Source organism: Chryseomicrobium aureum, assembly GCF_043182735.1.
In the GTDB taxonomy this organism is placed as follows: domain Bacteria; phylum Bacillota; class Bacilli; order Bacillales_A; family Planococcaceae; genus Chryseomicrobium; species Chryseomicrobium aureum.
In genome coordinates this window covers 1,554,278-1,574,417 of record NZ_CP171117.1, presented here as the reverse complement: position 1 = coordinate 1,574,417, position 20,140 = coordinate 1,554,278, and the positions used below count along the sequence as shown (strand labels likewise).

Genomic DNA, 20,140 nt, shown 5'->3' with positions numbered 1-20,140 from the left:
TCGCCAGTTGGGAGGAGTTTTTCTCGCTTTTACGACAAAGGAGTGGTACGTCATGGATAAAAAAACAATCATTCGCGCACTTGAGCGCATTGCACTTCTAATGGAACTGCAAGGAGAGAACCCGTTTAAAGTCAGTGCTTTTCGAAAAGCGGCACAAACATTAGAACTGGATTCTCGAAGCCTCTCCGAGATGGAGGATCCGACAAAGTTAAAAGGTATTGGCGCCGCTACCGGAGGCGTGATTACCGACTTATTAAACGACGGAGAGTCGAGTCTGTTAAAAGAGCTCGAGGAAAAAGTACCACAAGGTTTAGTGGAGATGTTGCAAATCCCTGGAATGGGAGGCAAAAAAATTGCCAAACTGCACGCAGAACTAGGTATTGAAACACTTGAAGGACTGCGTGAAGCTTGCGAGAAGAACGAAGTCCAGGCCCTAGCAGGTTTCGGTAAAAAGACAGAAGAAAAGATTTTAAAAGAGCTCGACCAACTTGCAAGCCGCCCAGACCGGTATCCGATTTGGAAACTTGAACCGATTGTGGCGCACATTGAATCACTGTTACACAATCATGAAGCCGTCTCACGTGCATCTGTTGCGGGTTCATTCCGACGCACGAAAGAGACGAGTAAAGACCTCGACTTCGTCATTGCAACGACAGATGTCCCAGCAGTCAAGGAACTGCTGAAAGAAACATTAGATATCGAAGAAATGATTGCCAATGGAGATACGAAAATGTCGGTAGCACTTGCTAAACCGGAACGCGTGGATGTTGATTTCCGATTTGTGAAAGACGAAGAGTTTGTCTCGACACTGCATCACTTCACCGGCTCGAAAGACCACAATATTCGGATGCGTCAACTCGCGAAAGAGCGCGACTGGAAGATCAGTGAATACGGAGTGGAAAAAGAAGATGGGTCGGTGACGACATACGAATCAGAAGCAGCATTCTTCGCAGACTTCAATTTGCCATTCATTCCACCGAGCGTCCGGGAGTCCGGGCAAGAACTCGATAAACTCGATCTACTTGACGAGCTTGTGCAATTAGAAGACATAAAATCAGACTTACACATGCATACGACATGGTCAGATGGTGCCCATTCATTAGAAGAAATGATTGAGGGATGCCTAGCAAAAGACTATGAACTAATGGTCATAACGGATCATTCGCGCTATCTGCGGGTCGCGAACGGATTGACTCCTGAACGACTACGTGAGCAAAACAAAAAAATTAAAGAACTCCAAAAGTCATATCCCGGTATTCATATCTTATCTGGAACGGAGATGGACATATTACCGGATGGAACACTCGACTTTGAGGACGAACTCCTGGCAGAACTTGATTTTGTCATTGCATCGATTCATTCTAGCTTTTCGCAACCACAAGAGAAAATTATGGAACGCTTATATGCAGCAATCTCGAACCCCAATGTCGACATGATTGCGCATCCGACAGGTCGAATAGTCGGAGAACGTCCGGGATACGAGCCAGATGTAGAACAACTCTTACAATGGGCAAAAGAGTTCGATAAGATTGTCGAATTAAACGCAAATCCATACCGATTAGACCTTGCAGTGAATTGGTTAGAGCGCGCACAAGAGTTAGGGGTGAAAGTGGCAATCAATACAGATGCCCATCATCTTGACCATTTACGCTTTATGGATATCGGTGTACGTCATGCGCAAAAAGCATGGCTGAAAAAAGAATTGATCGTCAACACATGGGAACCCAAACAACTACTCGACTATTTAGCTCGTAAGTAAAAGGAGGCGCACAATGATTACAGAAAAAGCGCTGAAGACATTAGAATTTCCGAAAGTAATTGAACACGTCAAAACCTATACGACCTCTTCCGTCGGAAAGGCAATGATTGAAGAGTTGAAACCTTCAACAGATTTTTCGGAAATTGAACAGTGGACAGAAGAAACAGATGAAGCTTTAGCAGTTTTACGCGTGAAAGGCAACGTGCCACTAGGCGGTTTGTTTGATATTCGCCCGCATGCCCGCCGTGCGCAAATCGGTGGAATTTTGAGTGCAACAGAGCTTATGGAGATTGCCTCCACGATCCGAGCGAGTAAAATTATTCGCCGCTTCATAGAAGATGTGCGAGATGCAGAAGACTTCTCCGTAAAGCACCTACACGGATATACAGAAAGTATTCCAGTCTTGACAGAGCTTGAACATGAAATCAACGCGTGCGTGGATGAAAATGGAATGGTGCTAGACTCCGCGAGTCAAACACTACGCTCGATCCGGTCACAACTGCGCACGGCTGTCCAACGTATTCGAGAAAAACTGGATAGTTATACACGTGGTCAAAATGCCACGAAGATGTTATCCGATGCGATTGTGACGATTCGTAATGATCGCTACGTAATTCCTGTAAAAGCAGAATACCGCAGTCACTACGGCGGCATTGTCCATGATCAATCTTCATCAGGACAAACATTGTTCATCGAGCCAAACGCTGTTGTGCAGTTAAATAACGACGCACGAGCACTACGTGTGAAAGAACAAGAAGAAATTGAACGCATTTTAAAAGAACTGACGTTACAAGTCGAGATTGTGGCATCTGATTTATTCCATCTTGTCAAAACAATGGCTACACTTGATACAATTTTTGCAAAAGCGAAATACGGGACGGCTGAAAACTGTACGCGACCTCTCATTAATCAAGAAGGACGCATTCGATTAGTACGCGCGCGCCATCCACTCATTTCTAAAAGTGAAGCGGTCGCAAATACAATTGAGTTTGGGGATCCTGACACAGCAGTTGTCATTACCGGCCCAAATACAGGAGGAAAGACCGTTACATTAAAAACAGTCGGACTGTGCACACTGATGGCGCAAAGTGGTATCCCGATTCCAGCATTAGACGGTTCCGAAGTCGCTATTTTTGAATCGATTTTTGCAGACATCGGGGATGAGCAATCCATTGAGCAGAGTTTAAGTACATTCTCCTCCCATATGGTCAATATTGTAGACATCTTAAAGAAATTTGATGACAAATCCCTCATTCTTTTTGATGAGTTAGGTGCGGGGACTGATCCGCAGGAAGGGGCGGCACTGGCCATCTCTATCTTGGACGAAGTGCATGGAAAAGGTGCACGCGTGATGGCGACAACGCACTACCCTGAATTGAAAGCGTACGGCTACAACCGGCCGGGTGTTGTCAATGCTAGTGTGGAATTCGATGTCGAGACACTCAGTCCGACCTACAAACTCTTACTAGGCGTTCCGGGGCGAAGTAATGCTTTTGAAATCTCAAAACGACTTGGACTCCCACATCACATCATTCAACATGCCGAAAGCTTTACGGGAACAGACCGTAGTGAAGTCGATACGATGATTGCTTCATTGGAAGAAAGCCGTAAACGGGCAGAACAAGATGCAGATGAAACAAAACGTATTTTAGAAGAGTCAGAGCAATTGAAGCGTCAACTTGCTGAAGAACTTGCAGCCTATGAAGCGAAGAAAGAGCAATTAGCAGAGAAAGCGCGTGAAAAAGCGCGCAAAATTGTGGAAGACGCGCGCCGTGAGTCTGAAGCAGTTGTACAAGAACTTCGGGAGCTTCAAAAACAAGCAGCTGCTGGTGTGAAAGAACATGAACTCATTGACGCTCGAAAACGTTTAGAAAATGCTCTTCCTACAAATCCAGTGCTAAAAAAAGAAAAACAAAAGAAGCAGCGCGCAGAAAACTTGCAAGCTGGAGACGAAGTAAAAGTGTTGTCATTCGGTCAAAAAGGAACGTTGCTTGAAAAAGTCTCAGCTACTGAATGGGCGGTTCAAATCGGTGTGCTGAAAATGAAGTTGAATGAGTCTGACCTTGAATATGTGAAGCCGGACAAACCACTCAAAACTGTTTCCGTGCATAACGTTGCGGGACGTTCGGCTGGTGGTGTTAAATTAGAGCTTGATTTACGAGGCGAACGCTATGAAGATGCCCTGCTTCGAACAGAGAAATATTTAGATGATGCAGTGCTTGCCAACTATCCGCGTGTGTCAATCATTCACGGAAAAGGGACTGGAGCACTTCGAACAGGCATTCAACAGATGTTGAAGAAGGATCGTCGTGTAAAAAGCTATCGTTTTGGTGAAGCAGGCGAGGGTGGATATGGTGTGACAATCGTTGAATTAAAATAAATGAAACCTCTCACGAACTAAAACGTACATCTATGAAACAGTCAAAAGTAGAGGGGAATCGGTGTGACACTTTTATCATTTTGGAAACACCCACTTGTAGAATCAGCAGGTTATTTTAGTGTCGTAATCTTATGCCTTATTATTGCGATGGTTCTATTTGAAGTGGTCACGAAGTACGATAATTGGAAAGAAATTAAAAATGGGAACATAGCTGTTGCTATGGCGACTGGTGGGAAGATATTTGGTGTAGCAAATATCTTTCGCTTTTCCATCGAAAAGCATGCGTCTTTTTTAGAGATGATTGGATGGGGAACATTTGGATTTGCACTTCTCATCATCGCGTATTGGTTATTTGAATTTCTCACCCCATCCTTCAATGTCGATCAAGAAATCGAAAAAGACAATCGCTCGGTCGGTTTCATTTCCTTTATACTATCGGTCGGTTTGTCCTTTGTCATTGGGGCCAGTATCTCAAACTAGGAGTGACGTATGGAAAAGTTAGCTAAAGTTTTACTTGTAGTAAGTGTATTATTTATAGCAGTTGGTATATATTACGTATTTTTGCGCTAAACGACAAGGATTGCCTAGAATTCATTGAAATCAAGGCGATTCTTGTTATTTTTTTGATAGAAGTCATGAAAAACTTGATAAATTCATTGAATACCCATTCATTTTTTCATATACTAAAGTTAGGAATATTCACGCTATTCTAATCAAGGGGGGTCTTCACATGGCAGAAAAGGTATGGTTAAAGCACTACCCGGAACAAATTCCGCACACGTTAACGTATGAAGAAATACCGATTCAAGAGTTTTTAACAAGATCTGCAACAAAATTCCCATCCAACACGGCGATTCATTTCATGGGGAAAGAGATGAATTACCAAGAGTTGTACGAGTCATCATTAAAGTTTGCAAACTACTTACAAACACTTGGCATTGAAAAAGGGGATCGTGTAGCGATCATGCTGCCAAACTGTCCACAAGGTGTCATTGCGTATTATGGTATTTTATATGCTGGCGGAATCGTCGTTCAAACGAATCCACTTTATACGGAACGAGAAGCACAATATCAATTAAAAGATTCCGGTGCAAAAGCCATTATCACACTCGATATTTTATATCCACGTATTTCAAAAATCATGCAAGAGACAGACCTTGAAAACCTCATCATCACGGGAATCAAAGATTATCTTCCGTTCCCTAAAAACATGATTTACCCGTTCATCCAAAAAAAGCAGTACGGGTTCAGCGTAAAAGTAGAACATCGTGGATCCAATCACTTGTTTACAGAAGTCATGAAAGTCGGCAAGGCGGAAAAAATCACGTCTCACGTCGATTTTGAGAATGACTTAGCGATGTTACAATACACAGGGGGTACAACAGGATTTCCGAAAGGTGTTATGTTGACGCATAAAAATCTTGTCACGAACGTGACAATGTGTAAACATTGGCTATATGAGTGTGAAGACGGCAAAGAGCGTGTAATGGGAATCTTACCATTCTTCCACGTTTATGGAATGACCACAGTCCTCGTCTTGTCGGTAATGCAGGCAAACACGATGATCTTGCTTCCTAAATTTGATGTTGAAACCGCTCTCAAAACAATTGACAAGCAAAAGCCTACTTTATTCCCAGGCGCACCAACCATTTATATTGGTATCTTAAACTCACCAAACTTATCGAAATATGATCTTTCTTCTATTAATGCATGTATCAGTGGCTCGGCCGCTTTACCAGTTGAGATTCAAGAGAAGTTTGAACACGTCACGGGTGGACGGCTAGTTGAAGGATACGGATTAACAGAAACGTCACCAGTCACACATGCAAACTTGGTCTATACAGATAAGCGTGTGAAAGGCTCTATAGGAATTCCTTGGCCCGACACAGATTCTGCTGTATTCCAAATGGATTCTACAGAACCTCTACCAGTCGGAGAAGTAGGAGAAATTGCTGTACGAGGCCCTCAAGTGATGAAGGGGTATTGGAACCGCCCAGAAGAAACAGAAATGACACTTCGGGAGGGTTGGTTGCTCACAGGTGACCTTGGCTATATGGATGAAGATGGTTACTTCTATGTAGTAGACCGCAAAAAAGATATGATCATTGCTGGTGGGTTTAATATTTACCCACGCGAAATTGAAGAAGTGCTCTATGAACATGAGGCAATCCAAGAATGTGTGGTTGCTGGAATTCCTGATCCATACCGTGGTGAAACAGTGAAGGCATACATCGTCTTGAAAGAAGGCCATACCATTACAGAAGACGAGCTCAATGAGTATTGCCGTACAAAACTTGCTTCATTCAAAGTACCACGCTTTTATGAATTCCGTGATGAGCTGCCAAAAACAGCTGTCGGGAAGATATTGCGTCGTACATTGATTGAAGAAGAAAAAGAGAAAGTAAAGCAAGCACAAACGAGTTGACAGAAAACAAAATAAATACTACTATAAAAATATGAATGAATAGTCATTCATATTTTTATTTTTGGGGTTGAGATGATGAAGAAGGAAAAACCTAAATACCGACAAATCATTGATGCGGCCATAGTAGTGATTGCCGAGAACGGGTACCATCAATCCCAAGTCTCCAAAATCGCGAAGCAGGCAGGCGTCGCAGATGGCACCATCTATTTGTATTTCAAAAACAAAGAAGACATTTTAATTTCTGTGTTTGATGAAAAGATGGAAATGTTTGCGGATCGTCTACATGAAATCATCGAAGAACCAATCAGTGCATCTGAAAAACTATACAAAATGGTCGAAAATCATTTTACCGTGCTATCTGCGGATCGTCATCTTGCAACAGTGACTCAGTTGGAGCTTCGCCAGTCGAATCTTGCACTTCGTTTACGCATCAACGCAGTGTTAAAAAACTATTTGGTTTTACTCGATACGATACTAAAAGAAGGCATCGCAAACGGAGAATTCGATAAGAATATGGATATTCGCTTAGCGAGACAGATGGTTTTTGGTACAATTGATGAGACAACTACGACATGGGTGATGAACGAATACAAATATAATTTGGTAGCGCTCTCATCAAAAGTCCATCAGTTGTTAGTTAATGCCATCAAAGCTGAATAGGGGATGTGAACGAATGGAATTTCTTTCATGGGAAACTAAAGATCATGTGGCAGTCGTCACATTGAATCGTCCACCAGCAAATGCACTATCACGTCAATTGATTTTAGACATCAATTCGTTTTTAGACGATGTTGAAAACAATGACGACGTACGCGTAATTGTCTTCAAAGGGGAAGGACGCTTTTTCTCAGCAGGTGCAGACATCAAAGAATTCACGTCAATCACAAGCGGAGAAGAATTTTCAAAACTAGCGAAAAACGGGCAAGACATTTTTGAACGTGTAGAGACGTTCTCAAAACCAATCATCGCTGCGATTCATGGAGCAGCACTTGGTGGAGGTCTTGAGTTCGCAATGAGCTGTCACATTCGCATCGTGACGGAAAACGCGAAGCTTGGACTTCCGGAATTGCAGTTAGGTTTGATTCCTGGTTTTGCAGGAACGCAGCGACTTCCACGCTATGTTGGTTTCGCAAAAGCAGCAGAGATGCTCTTAACAAGTGATCCAATTAGTGGTACAGAGGCAGCGCATTATGGGCTTGCAAATCACGCTGTTCCAGAAGAACAGTTTGAGGAAACTGTACATACGCTGGCAGCTAAAATTGCAAAAAAGAGTCCAGTTGCGATGAAATACGCACTTGAAATGCTCCAATATACAAAAGATGACTCGTATCATAAAGGTGTAGACGCTGAAGCGCATTCTTTTGGAACCGTTTTCGTGTCAGAAGATGCCAAAGAAGGAATTACAGCGTTTTTAGAAAAACGTCAACCAAACTTTAAAGGAAATTAATTCACTTTTGGAGGGAATTCAATGAATATTTATGTTTTAGTTAAACGTACATTCGATACAGAAGAAAAAATCGTCGTTTCTGGTGGCCACATCCAAGAGGACGGTGCAGAATTCATCATCAATCCTTACGATGAGTATGCAATCGAAGAAGCTATTCAAGTCCGTGACGCACACGGCGGCGAAGTAACCGTCATCACAATGGGTGACGAAGAAGCAGAAAAGCAACTACGTACAGCTCTAGCAATGGGTGCTGACAAAGCAGTTTTAATCAATACAGAAGATGTGGAAGAATTGGATCAATTCAGTGCAGCACACGTGCTAGCGGAATACTTGAAAGACAAAGAGGCAGACCTTATTCTTGCAGGAAACGTCGCGATCGATGGTGGATCAGGTCAAGTAGGTCCTCGTGTTGCAGAATTATTAGGCATTAACTATGTAACGACCATCACAAACCTTGAAATTAATGGAGATACAGTTTCTATCAAACGCGATGTAGAAGGAGACACAGAAGAGCTTGAAACAAAGCTTCCACTTCTTGTGACAGCACAACAAGGATTGAACGAACCACGTTACCCATCTCTTCCAGGTATCATGAAAGCAAAGAAAAAACCTCTTGAAGAGATCGAGTTAGACGATTTAGATATTGACGAAGATGATGTAGAAGCAAAAACAGAAACAATCGAAATCTATCTTCCTCCGAAGAAAGAAGCTGGAAAAGTTCTACAAGGCGACTTACAAGACCAAGTTAAGGAACTTGTCGGCTTACTCCGCACGGAAGCAAAAGTAATCTAAATCTGATTTGAACAACACTGAAGGAGGAACTTAGCATGTCAACGAAAGTACTTGTATTAGCAGAATCCCGTGAAGGATCTTTACGTAACGTTTCATTTGAAGCAATCGCAGCAGGTAAAAAAATCTCAGGTGGCGGAGAAGTTGTCTCAGTTTTACTTGGTGATTCAGTCGGCGACTTGGCAGCTGAACTAGGTGCTTATGGTGCGGACCGCGTCATCACTGTAGAACACCCACATTTAAAACAATATACTTCAGATGGATACGGTCAAGCATTGATGGCTGTTTTCGAACAAGAAAAGCCAGATGCTATCGTATTTGGTCACACAGCTCTAGGAAAAGATTTATCTCCTAAAGTTGCAGCAAAACTACAAGTCGGACTAGTATCCGATGTAACAGATATCGAAGGAGAAGGAGACGACGCAGTATTCGTTCGTCCGATCTACTCTGGTAAAGCGTTCGAAAAAGTAAAATTAAAAGATGAGTTAAAATTCATCACAATCCGTCCAAACAACATCGCGCCTCTTGCGAAAGAAGAAGGCAAGACTGCTGAAGTTGGATCTGTATCAGTAGATATCACGAACTTACGTACAATCATTAAAGAAGTTGTGCGCAAATCAACAGACGGCGTCGATCTTTCGGAAGCGAAAGTTGTTGTAGCGGGTGGTCGTGGTGTGAAGAGTGCAGAAGGTTTTGCGCCATTAAAAGAACTTGCTGACCTATTAGGTGGAGCAGTTGGTGCATCACGCGGAGCATGTGACGCGGATTATGTGGATTACTCATTACAAATCGGTCAAACTGGTAAAGTTGTTACACCTGACTTATACATCGCAGCAGGTATCTCTGGAGCAATCCAGCATTTAGCGGGTATGTCGAACTCTAAAGTCATTGTTGCAATCAACAAAGACCCAGAAGCAAGCATTTTCAAAGTTGCAGATTACGGAATTGTAGGGGATCTTTTCGAAGTCATTCCACTTCTAACAGAAGAGTTCCGCGCAGTTTTATCGAAGTAAACCAACCACTCGGCTTCCTTCACGGAAGTCGAGTTTTATTATTAGGTGGTTCGGGTATCATTTGATATAATCGCATATAGATACAAATGAAGGAGGAATTATCGTGGCAGTTACACACACAACAGATGCAACATTTGCACAAGATACACAAGAAGGTTTAGTACTAGTAGACTTTTGGGCACCATGGTGTGGACCATGTAAAATGATCGCTCCAGTTCTTGAAGAGCTTGACGGCGAACTATCTGACAAAGTAAAAATTACAAAGTTAGATGTAGATGAGAACCAAGCAACTGCTAGCCAGTTCGGGGTTATGTCGATTCCAACATTGATCCTTTTCAAAGACGGTCAACCAGTCGATAAAGTGGTTGGTTACCAACCAAAAGAAAACCTTGCAAACTTAGTAAACAAACACGCGTAAGTCATAGAGCCGGAGTCCTTAGGGGATTCCGGTTTTTTCAAAGGACCACTCGAACACTTGTACGGAACGCGTGCAGAAAGTAGGTGCACATATGAACGAACTCGTTCGGCAAAAATCAGAGATCCTTCCCGAACAACCTGGGTGCTATTTGATGAAAGATGGCAACGGAACCATCATTTATGTCGGGAAGGCAAAAGTGTTAAAAAACCGAGTCCGCTCGTATTTCACGGGAACACATAATGGGAAGACTCAGCGACTCGTGCAGGACATCCAAGACTTTGAATACATCGTCACGTCGTCCGACTTAGAAGCACTCATTCTAGAGCTTCATCTAATCAAAAAGCATGACCCTAAATACAATGTCATGCTTAAAGACGACAAGACGTATCCATATATAAAAATTACAGGGGACGCCTACCCACGCATTATTACAACGCGCACAGTACGAAAAGATAACGGGAAATATTTTGGGCCGTATCCGAACGTCTATGCAGCGAATGAGACGCGGAAGCTCTTGGACCGTATTTATCCATTCCGAAAATGTGTGAAGATGCCCGACCGCTTATGCCTCTATTATCATATTGGTCAATGCTTAGGGCCGTGTGTGAAAGAAATCCCACGATCGGAATTCCAGTACATGATTGATGAAGTTTCCAAGTTCTTAAATGGGGGCCATATTAAAGTGCGCACAGAGCTTGAACAGAAGATGATGACAGCCGCAGAATCTATGGAATACGAGCGTGCAAAAGAATACCGAGATCAAATCGCGCACATCGATACCGTTATGGAAAAACAAAAGATGCAGATGAATGATTTCACCAATCGGGACGTCTTTGGTTACGCTGTCGACAAAGGGTGGATGTGTGTACAAGTCTTCTTTATTCGCCAAGGGAAGTTGATTGAGCGGGATGCGTCGATGTTTCCGATATACGGAGAGCCGGAAGAAGAGTTTTTAACATTTATCGGTCGTTTTTATGAGCAGCCGTCCCACATCAAACCGAAAGAACTTCTTGTCCCTGGAACTGTCGATGCGGAAATCATTCACCAGTTATTAGATGTAAAAGTAGCCGTACCGCAACGAGGGAAAAAACTAGAACTTGTGAATTTGGCCATCAATAATGCAGAAGTGGCCTTGAACGAAAAGTTCCATTTAGTCGAGCGTCAAGAAGAGCGAACTATTGGGGCAATAGAGCAACTTGGGCTTCATATGGGCATTCCTGCTCCGCGTCGCATTGAAGCATTTGATAACTCCCATATTTACGGGACAGATCCAGTTTCTGCGATGGTCGTATTTGAAGACGGAAAACCTTTAAGAAAAGAATACCGAAAGTACAAAACAAAGACGGCTGAAAAACATGATGACTACGGAGCGATGCGTGAAGTGATTCGTCGTCGTTATACACGTGTGCTTCGGGAACGTTTGCCTCTTCCGGATTTAATTTTGATTGATGGGGGAAAAGGGCAGATGTCGTCTGCGCGTGAAGTATTAGAAGATGAACTCGGCCTTGATATTCCTATTGCAGGTCTGGCAAAAGATTTGAAACACCAAACGGCAGAACTTCTTTACGGAGAGCCTCCGCTTCCTGTTGCCATGAAGCGGACGTCGCAAGAGTTTTATTTGCTGCAACGCATTCAAGATGAAGTGCACCGGTTTGCGATTACATTCCATCGCCAACAACGTCAAAAAAATAGTATCCAATCGATTTTGGATACGATTCCTGGCGTGGGACCAAAGCGCCGTCAACAACTTATGAAGCACTTTGGTTCGGTGAAAAACATGAAAGCAGGTACTGTGGAAGAGTTTATACAAGCAGGTCTTCCGGAGGCGCTTGCTGTTGCGGTTCAAAAAAAATTAACAGAAGAAACATTGCCTTCGCCGGAATAGTGTGCTAAAGTATTCCTAATTTCATATTCACTTTACGTGAAGATAGAGGTGCGAGCGTCAACAGTACCATTTTTGAGGATGACAGATCCGACGACAAAATGGGAAAGGGGCAATCGCCGAAATGAAGAGCTGCTGATCCAGCGCTTCGTTGGTCTTGTGTTGAACAAACCCAAGATTGTCAGAATACACATTCTGGAGGGCTATCTTGCATGGACATATACTTTGACCGTGTTAGACAAAATGCTTTCCATTCGTGGAAAGCATTTTTTTGTCCCATCCGCTACCGGAGGAGATTAGGAAAATGGCAATTGTCGTCATGAAATTTGGAGGAACATCGGTTGGCTCAGTAGAGCGTATCCGAAATGCAGCACGTCGCGTCATCATGGAATCAGAACAAGGGAATCAAGTCGTAGTCGTTGTATCTGCAATGGGCAAAACAACCGATCACTTGGTTACACTTGCAGAAGAAATCACATCGTCGCCATCAAAACGAGAGATGGATATGCTCTTATCGACTGGCGAACAGGTCTCGATGTCATTGCTTGCAATGGCACTTGAGACACAAGGCTACCCAGCCGTTTCTATGACAGGATGGCAGGCAGAGTTACAAACTGAAAAAGTGCATCGCAATGCACGAATCGTTTCACTGAAAGGTGACAAAATTCGTGCGAAGCTAGATGCTGGAAATATAGTCGTCGCTGCTGGTTTCCAAGGTATTACAGAAGACGGGGAAATTACTACACTTGGCCGCGGAGGTTCAGATACAACGGCCGTCGCAATTGCTGCAGCTGTTGGAGCCATACGCTGTGATATTTATACAGACGTGGATGGAGTCTATACATCCGACCCACGCTTTGTTGAAGGTGCACGTAAATTACAATCAATTGAGTACGATGAGATGTTAGAGCTTGCGAACTTAGGCGCAGGTGTCTTACATCCACGCGCTGTTGAGTATGCGAAAAACTACAAAATTCCACTGACTGTCCGCTCGAGTTTGACAGATCAGGAGGGGACAGTTATTGAGGAGGTTACATCGATGGAGTCGAATCTGATTGTACGAGGTGTGGCATTTGAATCCGATGTCGTTCGGTTAACAATAGGATATGAAAAAGCATTTAATGGGTCACTCGCTATGATCTTTACGACACTAGCAAAACACAATATCGATGTCGATATCATTGTGCAATCTATAGTCGATGGCACATCGCCAACGGTTTCGTTCACGATTAAAAAAGAAGCATTGTCCGAAGCGATTCAAGTATTAGAAGAGAAAAAACAAGAGCTAGGGTTCCAAGTGGCAGATTTCGAAGTCGGCCTTGCAAAAGTATCGATTGTAGGATCAGGAATGGTTTCCAATCCAGGAGTAGCAGCACAAATGTTTGATCGCTTACGCCAAGAATCGGTTCCAGTTAAAATGGTCAGTACATCAGAAATCAAAGTATCTGTAGTCGTTCCGCAACAACAGATGATTCAGTCGGCGAATGCGCTTCACGACGAGTTCCGCTTGTCGGAGCTCGAGGTACAAGTGTAAACTTTCGTTTGAGTAGATAAAGAACAGCTCCTTCTCGCACTCTCGTTGCGGGGAAGGGGTTGTTTTTTTGTACTAGAAGACTGCGAATTAGTTTCCATAATATGACTGAGGGCACAAACCAGCCATTTGAGGGCACAGAACCGCTCGATCGCGGCACAAACAACGAAATTGAGGGCATAAACAATTCTGAGAGAAATCTACCCTGTGAAAAAAATGACCATAAAAAAGAATGCTGATTTCGACATCAGCATTCTACAAAATAGTTACAATAGTGTGAACAAAACACGCAATTTGTTCACAAATGTGAGCAGATAAATGGGAGCGCTCTCACACCAGATGTAAACTAAAGACAACTGCTATTCTGATTTTGTTGTAAAAACAACAAGTGTAGATGAGACATCTTCCAGACACTCCGTCATCCGACTCTCTAACTGTTCAAGTTGCTCTGCTAAAAATCCTGCCTCAAGCTTGAAGCAGCGATCGGCCCGCGACGATGAACGAATCGTGTCCTGTAGGTGGAAGATGCTTTCACGCTTTGCTTGTTTATGTACTCGCAACTCGCCCCAGCCGGCTTGTTGAAAGAACGCACAAATCTCATCAACCGACTGACATCGGAATTTTCGAGCCAAATCTTTACCGGCCCAATATAAAACTTCCTGTTCATGTTTTCCTAATAGGTTGGCAATCAGGTGGTCACGAATCAATTCGTACCCAAACTGAGGAATCATTTTTTCTTGTGTCTTTTCCATACAGTCCACTCACTTTCCGAAATCAACGATATCAGTATAGCATGTAGTACTAAAATTTGCGTATGTGAAAAAAGACACAATGCATTGCAACCCTTAGAGACATCTAGACTTTGAGAAGGATTCTCAATCCCAAAGTGCCTTGACCTGCCTATACTAGGGGAGTACAATAGTTATGTTAAACTACAAGGCCGTTACGAACGACGATATTTCGCTCGTCGTAACATTCATTGAATTGTCACATCGCCGTGGCAACTCAATCGCAAAATTTGAGGGGGGTAACCATCTTGGCGAAAAACAACGAATTTCTTTGGCGTCGTCTGCATTCCTTATTAGGAATTATCCCGGTTGGGCTGTTCTTAACACAGCATTTAATTGTCAACCACTTTGCAACACGCGGAGAACAAGCATTTAACGATGCAGCACACTTTATGGAAAGCTTACCATTCCGTTATGCACTTGAAATCTTTGTAATTTTCTTACCTTTAATGTTCCACGCATTTTACGGAATCTACATTGCTTTCACTGCAAAAAATAACACGAAACGCTTTAGCACATTCCGTAACTGGCTGTTCGTGGCACAACGTATCACAGGGATTTTCTTAGTAGTATTCATTGCATGGCACGTATACGAAACACGCTGGCAGGTTGCAATCGGAGCAGATACAGCTGACTTCAACATGATGGCTGATATTCTAGCGAATCCTTGGATGTTTGGTTTCTACGTTGCTGGTGTTGTGGCAGCAACTTTCCACTTTGCGAATGGTATTTGGTCATTCCTAGTAAGTTGGGGGATTACACAATCCGCTGCTTCACAACGTTTGGCTACATACGCAACTCTAGGTATTTTCGTAGCATTGACAGTAGTGGGTATCCGCGCATTGCTTGCATTCGTCTAAACCACTACTAAAAATTCGAGGAGTGAGAAAAGCATGGCAAAAAGTAAATTGATCGTTGTCGGTGGAGGCCTTGCAGGTCTTATGGCAACTATGAAAGCTGCCGAAAATGGCACGCCTGTTGATTTATTCTCATTAGTTCCAGTAAAGCGCTCTCATTCAGTGTGTGCGCAAGGTGGAATTAATGGTGCAGTTAACACAAAAGGTGAAGGAGATTCAACGTACAAACACTTTGACGATACAGTGTATGGCGGTGACTTCTTAGCGAACCAAGGCCCTGTAAAGGCAATGGCTGATGCAGCACCTGGAATTATTCACTTATTTGACCGTATGGGTGTTATGTTCAACCGTACTCCAGAAGGTCTTTTAGATTTCCGCCGCTTTGGTGGAACACTTTATCACCGTACAGCATTCGCTGGTGCGACAACTGGTCAACAGTTACTATACGCACTTGACGAGCAAGTACGTCGCTACGAAGTAGACGGTTTAGTCACGAAATACGAAGGATGGGAATTCCTCGGTATTATTAAAGATGACGAAGGCGTTTGCCGTGGTATTAAAGCACAAAACTTAAACACTGGAGAAATCCAAGCGTTCCGTTCAGATGCTGTAATTATGGCAACGGGTGGACCTGGTATCATCTTCGGTAAAACAACGAACTCTATCATCAACACAGGTTCTGCAGCGTCTATCGTGTACCAACAAGGTGCAAAATACGCAAATGGTGAATTCATTCAGATTCACCCAACTGCAATCCCTGGTGATGACAAACTTCGTCTGATGTCAGAATCAGCGCGTGGTGAGGGTGGACGTGTTTGGACATACAAAGACGGGAAGCCTTGGTACTTCCTAGAAGAGAAATATCCAGACTACGGTAACTTAGTACCACGTGATATCGCAACACGTGAAATCTTTGACGTGTGTGTCAACCAGAAGCTTGGAATCAACGGAGAAAACATGGTATACCTTGACCTTTCTCACAAAGATCCACACGAGCTTGATGTGAAACTTGGTGGAATCATCGAGATTTATGAAAAGTTCACTGGTGATGACCCACGTAAAGTTCCAATGAAAATCTTCCCAGCTGTTCACTACTCAATGGGTGGTCTATGGGTCGATGACGATCAAATGACGAACATTCCTGGATTATTTGCTGCTGGTGAGTGTGATTACTCACAACACGGTGCAAACCGTCTAGGTGCTAACTCATTACTTTCAGCTGTATTTGGTGGTAGCGTTGCTGGACCAAACGCTGTGAAGTACATGAAAGGTCTTGAAAAGTCTGCTGCTGATCTTCCGGACGAAATCTTTACTCGTGAAGTGAAGAAGGAAGAAGAAGAGTGGAACAAAGTGTTGAATATGAAGGGTACAGAAAACGCGTACCTCATCCATAAAGAGCTTGGCGAGTGGATGACAGACAACGTAACAGTTGTACGTTACAACGACAAGCTAGAACAAACAGATAAAAAGATTCTTGAATTGATGGACCGCTGGGAGCGCATCAACATGGACGATACACAACAGTGGTCGAACCAAGGTGCTTCATTCACACGTCAGTTGAAGAACATGTTATACCTTGCACGTGTTATTACAATCGGAGCGCTAATGCGTAACGAAAGCCGCGGGGCGCACTACAAACCAGAATTCCCAGAGCGTAATGACGAGGAATTCATGAAAACAACAGTTGCGGACTTCGATCCAGCAACAGGTGCACCAATCATCACTTACGAAGCAATCGACGTATCGTTGATTCCACCTCGTAAACGTGATTATTCTTCTAAAGGAGGGAAATAATCAATGGTGACAGCTACTGAAGCAAAGAAAATTACTATTGAAATTCAACGTCAAGATACACCTGACTCGGAACCTTATTTCGAAGCCTTTGAAGTCAATTACCGTCCAAATATGAACGTAATTTCTGCACTTATGGAAATTCGTCAAAACCCAGTAAATAAAGAAGGGAAAGCTTCTAAGCCTGTAACATGGGATATGAACTGTCTAGAGGAAGTTTGTGGAGCGTGTTCAATGGTGATCAACGGTCGTCCGATGCAATCGTGTTCGGCACTAGTTGATAAATTGGAGCATCCGATTCGTCTGGAGCCAATGCGTACATTCCCAGTCGTTCGTGACCTTCAAGTTGACCGTACGCGCATGTTTGATTCATTAAAACGTGTGAAAGCATGGGTTCCAATTGATGGTTCATACGATCTTGGTGAAGGTCCACGTATGCCTGAGCGTAAGCGTCAATGGGCATATGAGCTTTCAAAATGTATGACATGTGGAGTTTGTCTAGAAGCGTGTCCAAACGTGAACGACAAATCAAACTTTATGGGTCCAGCACCTCTTTCACAAGTTCGTCTATTCAATGCGCATCCAACAGGTTCTATGAACAAAGATGAGCGTTTGAATGCAATCATGGGCGAAGGGGGTATCGCAAACTGCGGTAACTCACAAAACTGTGTAGTGGCGTGTCCAAAAGGTATTCCATTAACAACATCTATCGCTGCTCTTAACCGTGACACAACGGTTCAAATGTTCCGTAACTTCTTTGGTTCGGATTACATGGTGGATAACTAAGATTTAGATGTGAAGGACGCCCCTGTTACTTGAAAAAGTAACAGGGGTTTTTTCTGTCTGGCAACGCGGTGCCTGTCACCATTTACCATCAGTTCCCATTTGGTGACTGTCACCCTATAAAGTATCTTCCTTCGCAACCCGAACTATGCTATACTATTGACTGAATAGTCATTCATTTTAAGGGGGAGTACGAATGAGAGCTAGCTACATCCAAGATGTCGAGGCATGGCGCGACGAATTTCAATTTTATTCTGAAGTAAGTGTTCGGTTTAGTGAGACCGATATGTATGGGCACTTAAACAACACTGTGAACTTTGCGTATTTTGAATATGCGCGAATTGAATTTTTTAAACACATTCAATTAATGAACGACTGGTTAGATCCAAAAGGGGAAACAATACCAGTTGTGGCGGATCTCCAATGTGACTTCGTGAAACAAGTCTACTTTGATGAAAAACTCCGCATTTATGTAAAAGCAAATTCAGTGGGTACATCTTCTATGGACGTGCATTACATGATGGTCAACGAAAAAAATGAAATGACAGCAACAGGGCGAGGGACAATCGTACAAATTCACCGCCTTACTGGAAAACCAGTTGCTTGGTCAGAGGATACAAAAAAACAATTGCAACATGCGTAAATGGCACGCCTCTTCGTACTTATTCATATCGTATGGATAGACACGGGGAGGGATTTTTTGTTTCAATCCAATTATTTCATTTTGACGAAACGTGAGCAGGACGTATTCCAGCTTTTGCTTGCGGGGCTTTCTACAAAAGAAGTGGCTGCGACACTAGACATTCGAGAGAAGACGATGCGGAATCATATCTCAAATGTGATACAAAAATTAGGTGTTTCCGGGGGGAAAAGCAGCACTTGAAGAACTAGTACGATTAGGGGAAATTCAGTAAAGCACGACAGACTCTTGTAATTTCACGCAGAAGACGTCACAATAAGTACTACAAGGATATGCAAAAGCGAGGGATTTGATGACGAACGAACAGAATAGTCCGGTACAACACGATGCAGATCGCGTGGCCGTGCTCGAAAAAGAATTACGCTATATTTCGGGTGTAATTAAACAAAAAGGTAGACAAATATTAAATTCGTACACAATTACACCGCCCCAATTTATTGCCCTACAATGGTTGCACGAATCAGGAGACATGACGATTGGTGATTTATCGACTAAAATGTATTTAGCTTTCAGTACGACGACGGATCTAGTAGACCGCATGGAAGCGAATCATCTTGTTCAGCGTGTACGTGACGAATCCGATCGTCGCGTTGTCCGTATACACCTTCTATCAGAAGGAGAGCGCATCATTGAAGAAGTCATCAACAAGCGCCGTGCGTATTTAACAGCTGAACTTGAAACGTTCACAAAGCAAGAAGTCGAGCAATTGACAGAACTGCTTCACAAATTACACAAAGAAATGAAAATGTAAAGAACTGAGGAATTCGTGTGGATCGTCCGATTGGTATTCTCGATTCAGGTGTCGGCGGCTTAACTGTTGCAAAAGAAATTATGCGCCTGTTACCGAACGAACAAATTATATATGTAGGAGATACGGCGCGATGTCCGTATGGTCCGCGTAGCCCGCAAGAAGTTCGGAAATTCACCTGGCAGATTTCACTGGCTCTGCAGAAGATGGATGTCAAAATGCTGATCATTGCTTGCAATACAGCAACAGCTGTGGCATTAAACTCTCTGAGCCGCCAGATGCCATTTCCTGTGCTTGGCGTTATTTTCCCTGGTGCACGCGCTGCCTCTAAAGCGACGCGCAATCATAAAGTTGTCGTACTGGGGACAGTAGGCACAGTGAAAAGTGGAGCGTATGAGTATGCAGTCGCTGCTCTGAGTTCTTCGAGTCAAGTGGAAGCGCTGGCTTGTCCAACGTTCGTTCCCCTTGTAGAAAGTAATGAATATGACGGGGAATTTGCGCACAAGATGGTAGAAGAAGCGCTCACCCCTTTAAAAGGGAAAGACTTCGATACAATCATTTTAGGCTGCACGCACTACCCGTTGCTACAATCTCACATTGAGAATGTAGTGGGAGATCATGTGCATGTCGTCTCTTCTGCACAAGAGACAGCGAGCGATGTACGCGATTATTTAGATTTTCATAACCAACACAATACTAAACCCGGGAAAAAGCCGCCAATTTTTTATGCGACTGGCTCAATCCCGATGTTCAAGGATATTGCGGAGCGTTGGCTCGAACTCGACGCTGCGGATGTTCGACGAATTCAATTTTGACCCTCGACAGGATT

At 43.3% G+C, this 20,140-nt stretch carries 18 protein-coding genes, 1 pseudogene and 1 riboswitch; of the genes and pseudogenes, 18 read left to right on the top strand and 1 reads right to left on the bottom strand.

Annotated features, from left to right (window positions below; translation table 11 throughout):
* The first annotated feature begins 52 nt into the window (after positions 1–52).
* From polX to ACF3OH_RS08205, 11 genes are all read left to right on the top strand, one after another.
* Positions 53–1,759 (top strand): DNA polymerase/3'-5' exonuclease PolX, encoded by a 1,707-nt coding sequence (gene polX, locus ACF3OH_RS08255; RefSeq protein WP_392454026.1) that lies wholly within the window; start codon positions 53–55, stop codon positions 1,757–1,759.
* 13 nt (positions 1,760–1,772) lie between these two features.
* Positions 1,773–4,139 (top strand): endonuclease MutS2, encoded by a 2,367-nt coding sequence (locus ACF3OH_RS08250; protein WP_392454025.1) that lies wholly within the window; start codon positions 1,773–1,775, stop codon positions 4,137–4,139.
* A 63-nt stretch (positions 4,140–4,202) separates the two neighbouring features.
* Entirely contained in the window at positions 4,203–4,619 is a 417-nt protein-coding gene (locus tag ACF3OH_RS08245) for a DUF350 domain-containing protein (protein ID WP_204590339.1), read from the top strand.
* Positions 4,620–4,869: 250 nt separating this feature from the next.
* Positions 4,870–6,564 carry a long-chain-fatty-acid--CoA ligase gene (locus ACF3OH_RS08240; RefSeq protein ID WP_392454024.1) on the top strand — a complete coding sequence of 565 codons (1,695 nt, stop codon included), beginning with the start codon at positions 4,870–4,872 and terminating at the stop codon, positions 6,562–6,564.
* A 75-nt stretch (positions 6,565–6,639) separates the two neighbouring features.
* Entirely contained in the window at positions 6,640–7,224 is a 585-nt protein-coding gene (locus ACF3OH_RS08235) for a TetR/AcrR family transcriptional regulator (RefSeq protein WP_204590341.1), read from the top strand.
* Between the two features lie 13 nt (positions 7,225–7,237).
* Positions 7,238–8,011: an enoyl-CoA hydratase gene (locus tag ACF3OH_RS08230; protein WP_392454022.1), complete on the top strand. Its 774-nt coding sequence runs from the start codon at positions 7,238–7,240 to the stop codon at positions 8,009–8,011.
* 21 nt (positions 8,012–8,032) lie between these two features.
* On the top strand, positions 8,033–8,803 hold the full coding sequence (locus tag ACF3OH_RS08225; RefSeq protein ID WP_204590343.1) for an electron transfer flavoprotein subunit beta/FixA family protein: 771 nt from the start codon (positions 8,033–8,035) through the stop codon (positions 8,801–8,803).
* Between the two features lie 35 nt (positions 8,804–8,838).
* On the top strand, positions 8,839–9,813 hold the full coding sequence (locus ACF3OH_RS08220) for an electron transfer flavoprotein subunit alpha/FixB family protein (protein ID WP_392454021.1): 975 nt from the start codon (positions 8,839–8,841) through the stop codon (positions 9,811–9,813).
* A gap of 103 nt (positions 9,814–9,916) precedes the next feature.
* On the top strand, positions 9,917–10,231 hold the full coding sequence (gene trxA, locus ACF3OH_RS08215; protein ID WP_204590345.1) for a thioredoxin: 315 nt from the start codon (positions 9,917–9,919) through the stop codon (positions 10,229–10,231).
* Between the two features lie 91 nt (positions 10,232–10,322).
* Positions 10,323–12,116 (top strand): excinuclease ABC subunit UvrC, encoded by a 1,794-nt coding sequence (uvrC, locus tag ACF3OH_RS08210; RefSeq protein WP_392454020.1) that lies wholly within the window; start codon positions 10,323–10,325, stop codon positions 12,114–12,116.
* Between the two features lie 35 nt (positions 12,117–12,151).
* Positions 12,152–12,327: riboswitch (Lysine riboswitch) on the top strand.
* A gap of 90 nt (positions 12,328–12,417) precedes the next feature.
* Complete coding sequence (locus ACF3OH_RS08205; RefSeq protein WP_392454019.1) at positions 12,418–13,647, top strand: aspartate kinase; 1,230 nt, start codon at positions 12,418–12,420, stop codon at positions 13,645–13,647.
* A gap of 356 nt (positions 13,648–14,003) precedes the next feature.
* Here the strand turns inward: ACF3OH_RS08205 and ACF3OH_RS08200 are convergent, their stop codons facing one another.
* A complete protein-coding gene (locus tag ACF3OH_RS08200) occupies positions 14,004–14,396 on the bottom strand; it encodes a DUF2507 domain-containing protein (protein WP_392454017.1) in 393 nt (130 codons plus the stop codon).
* Between the two features lie 284 nt (positions 14,397–14,680).
* Here ACF3OH_RS08200 and ACF3OH_RS08195 point away from each other — a divergent pair, with 284 nt between their 5' ends.
* From ACF3OH_RS08195 to racE, 7 genes and pseudogenes are all read left to right on the top strand, one after another.
* The gene (locus tag ACF3OH_RS08195) at positions 14,681–15,292 is read left to right on the top strand and encodes a succinate dehydrogenase cytochrome b558 subunit (protein WP_392454016.1); all 612 of its coding nucleotides are present in this window, start codon (positions 14,681–14,683) and stop codon (positions 15,290–15,292) included.
* A 33-nt stretch (positions 15,293–15,325) separates the two neighbouring features.
* On the top strand, positions 15,326–17,083 hold the full coding sequence (sdhA, locus tag ACF3OH_RS08190) for a succinate dehydrogenase flavoprotein subunit (protein ID WP_392454015.1): 1,758 nt from the start codon (positions 15,326–15,328) through the stop codon (positions 17,081–17,083).
* Positions 17,084–17,086: 3 nt separating this feature from the next.
* On the top strand, positions 17,087–17,866 hold the full coding sequence (sdhB, locus tag ACF3OH_RS08185) for a succinate dehydrogenase iron-sulfur subunit (protein WP_392454013.1): 780 nt from the start codon (positions 17,087–17,089) through the stop codon (positions 17,864–17,866).
* Between the two features lie 193 nt (positions 17,867–18,059).
* Positions 18,060–18,506 (top strand): acyl-CoA thioesterase, encoded by a 447-nt coding sequence (locus ACF3OH_RS08180; RefSeq protein ID WP_392454012.1) that lies wholly within the window; start codon positions 18,060–18,062, stop codon positions 18,504–18,506.
* A 57-nt stretch (positions 18,507–18,563) separates the two neighbouring features.
* A pseudogene (locus tag ACF3OH_RS08175) lies at positions 18,564–18,777 on the top strand (LuxR C-terminal-related transcriptional regulator).
* Positions 18,778–18,855: 78 nt separating this feature from the next.
* Complete coding sequence (locus ACF3OH_RS08170) at positions 18,856–19,314, top strand: MarR family winged helix-turn-helix transcriptional regulator (protein ID WP_392454011.1); 459 nt, start codon at positions 18,856–18,858, stop codon at positions 19,312–19,314.
* Positions 19,315–19,331: 17 nt separating this feature from the next.
* On the top strand, positions 19,332–20,126 hold the full coding sequence (gene racE / locus ACF3OH_RS08165) for a glutamate racemase (protein WP_338032454.1): 795 nt from the start codon (positions 19,332–19,334) through the stop codon (positions 20,124–20,126).
* Positions 20,127–20,140: the final 14 nt, after the last annotated feature.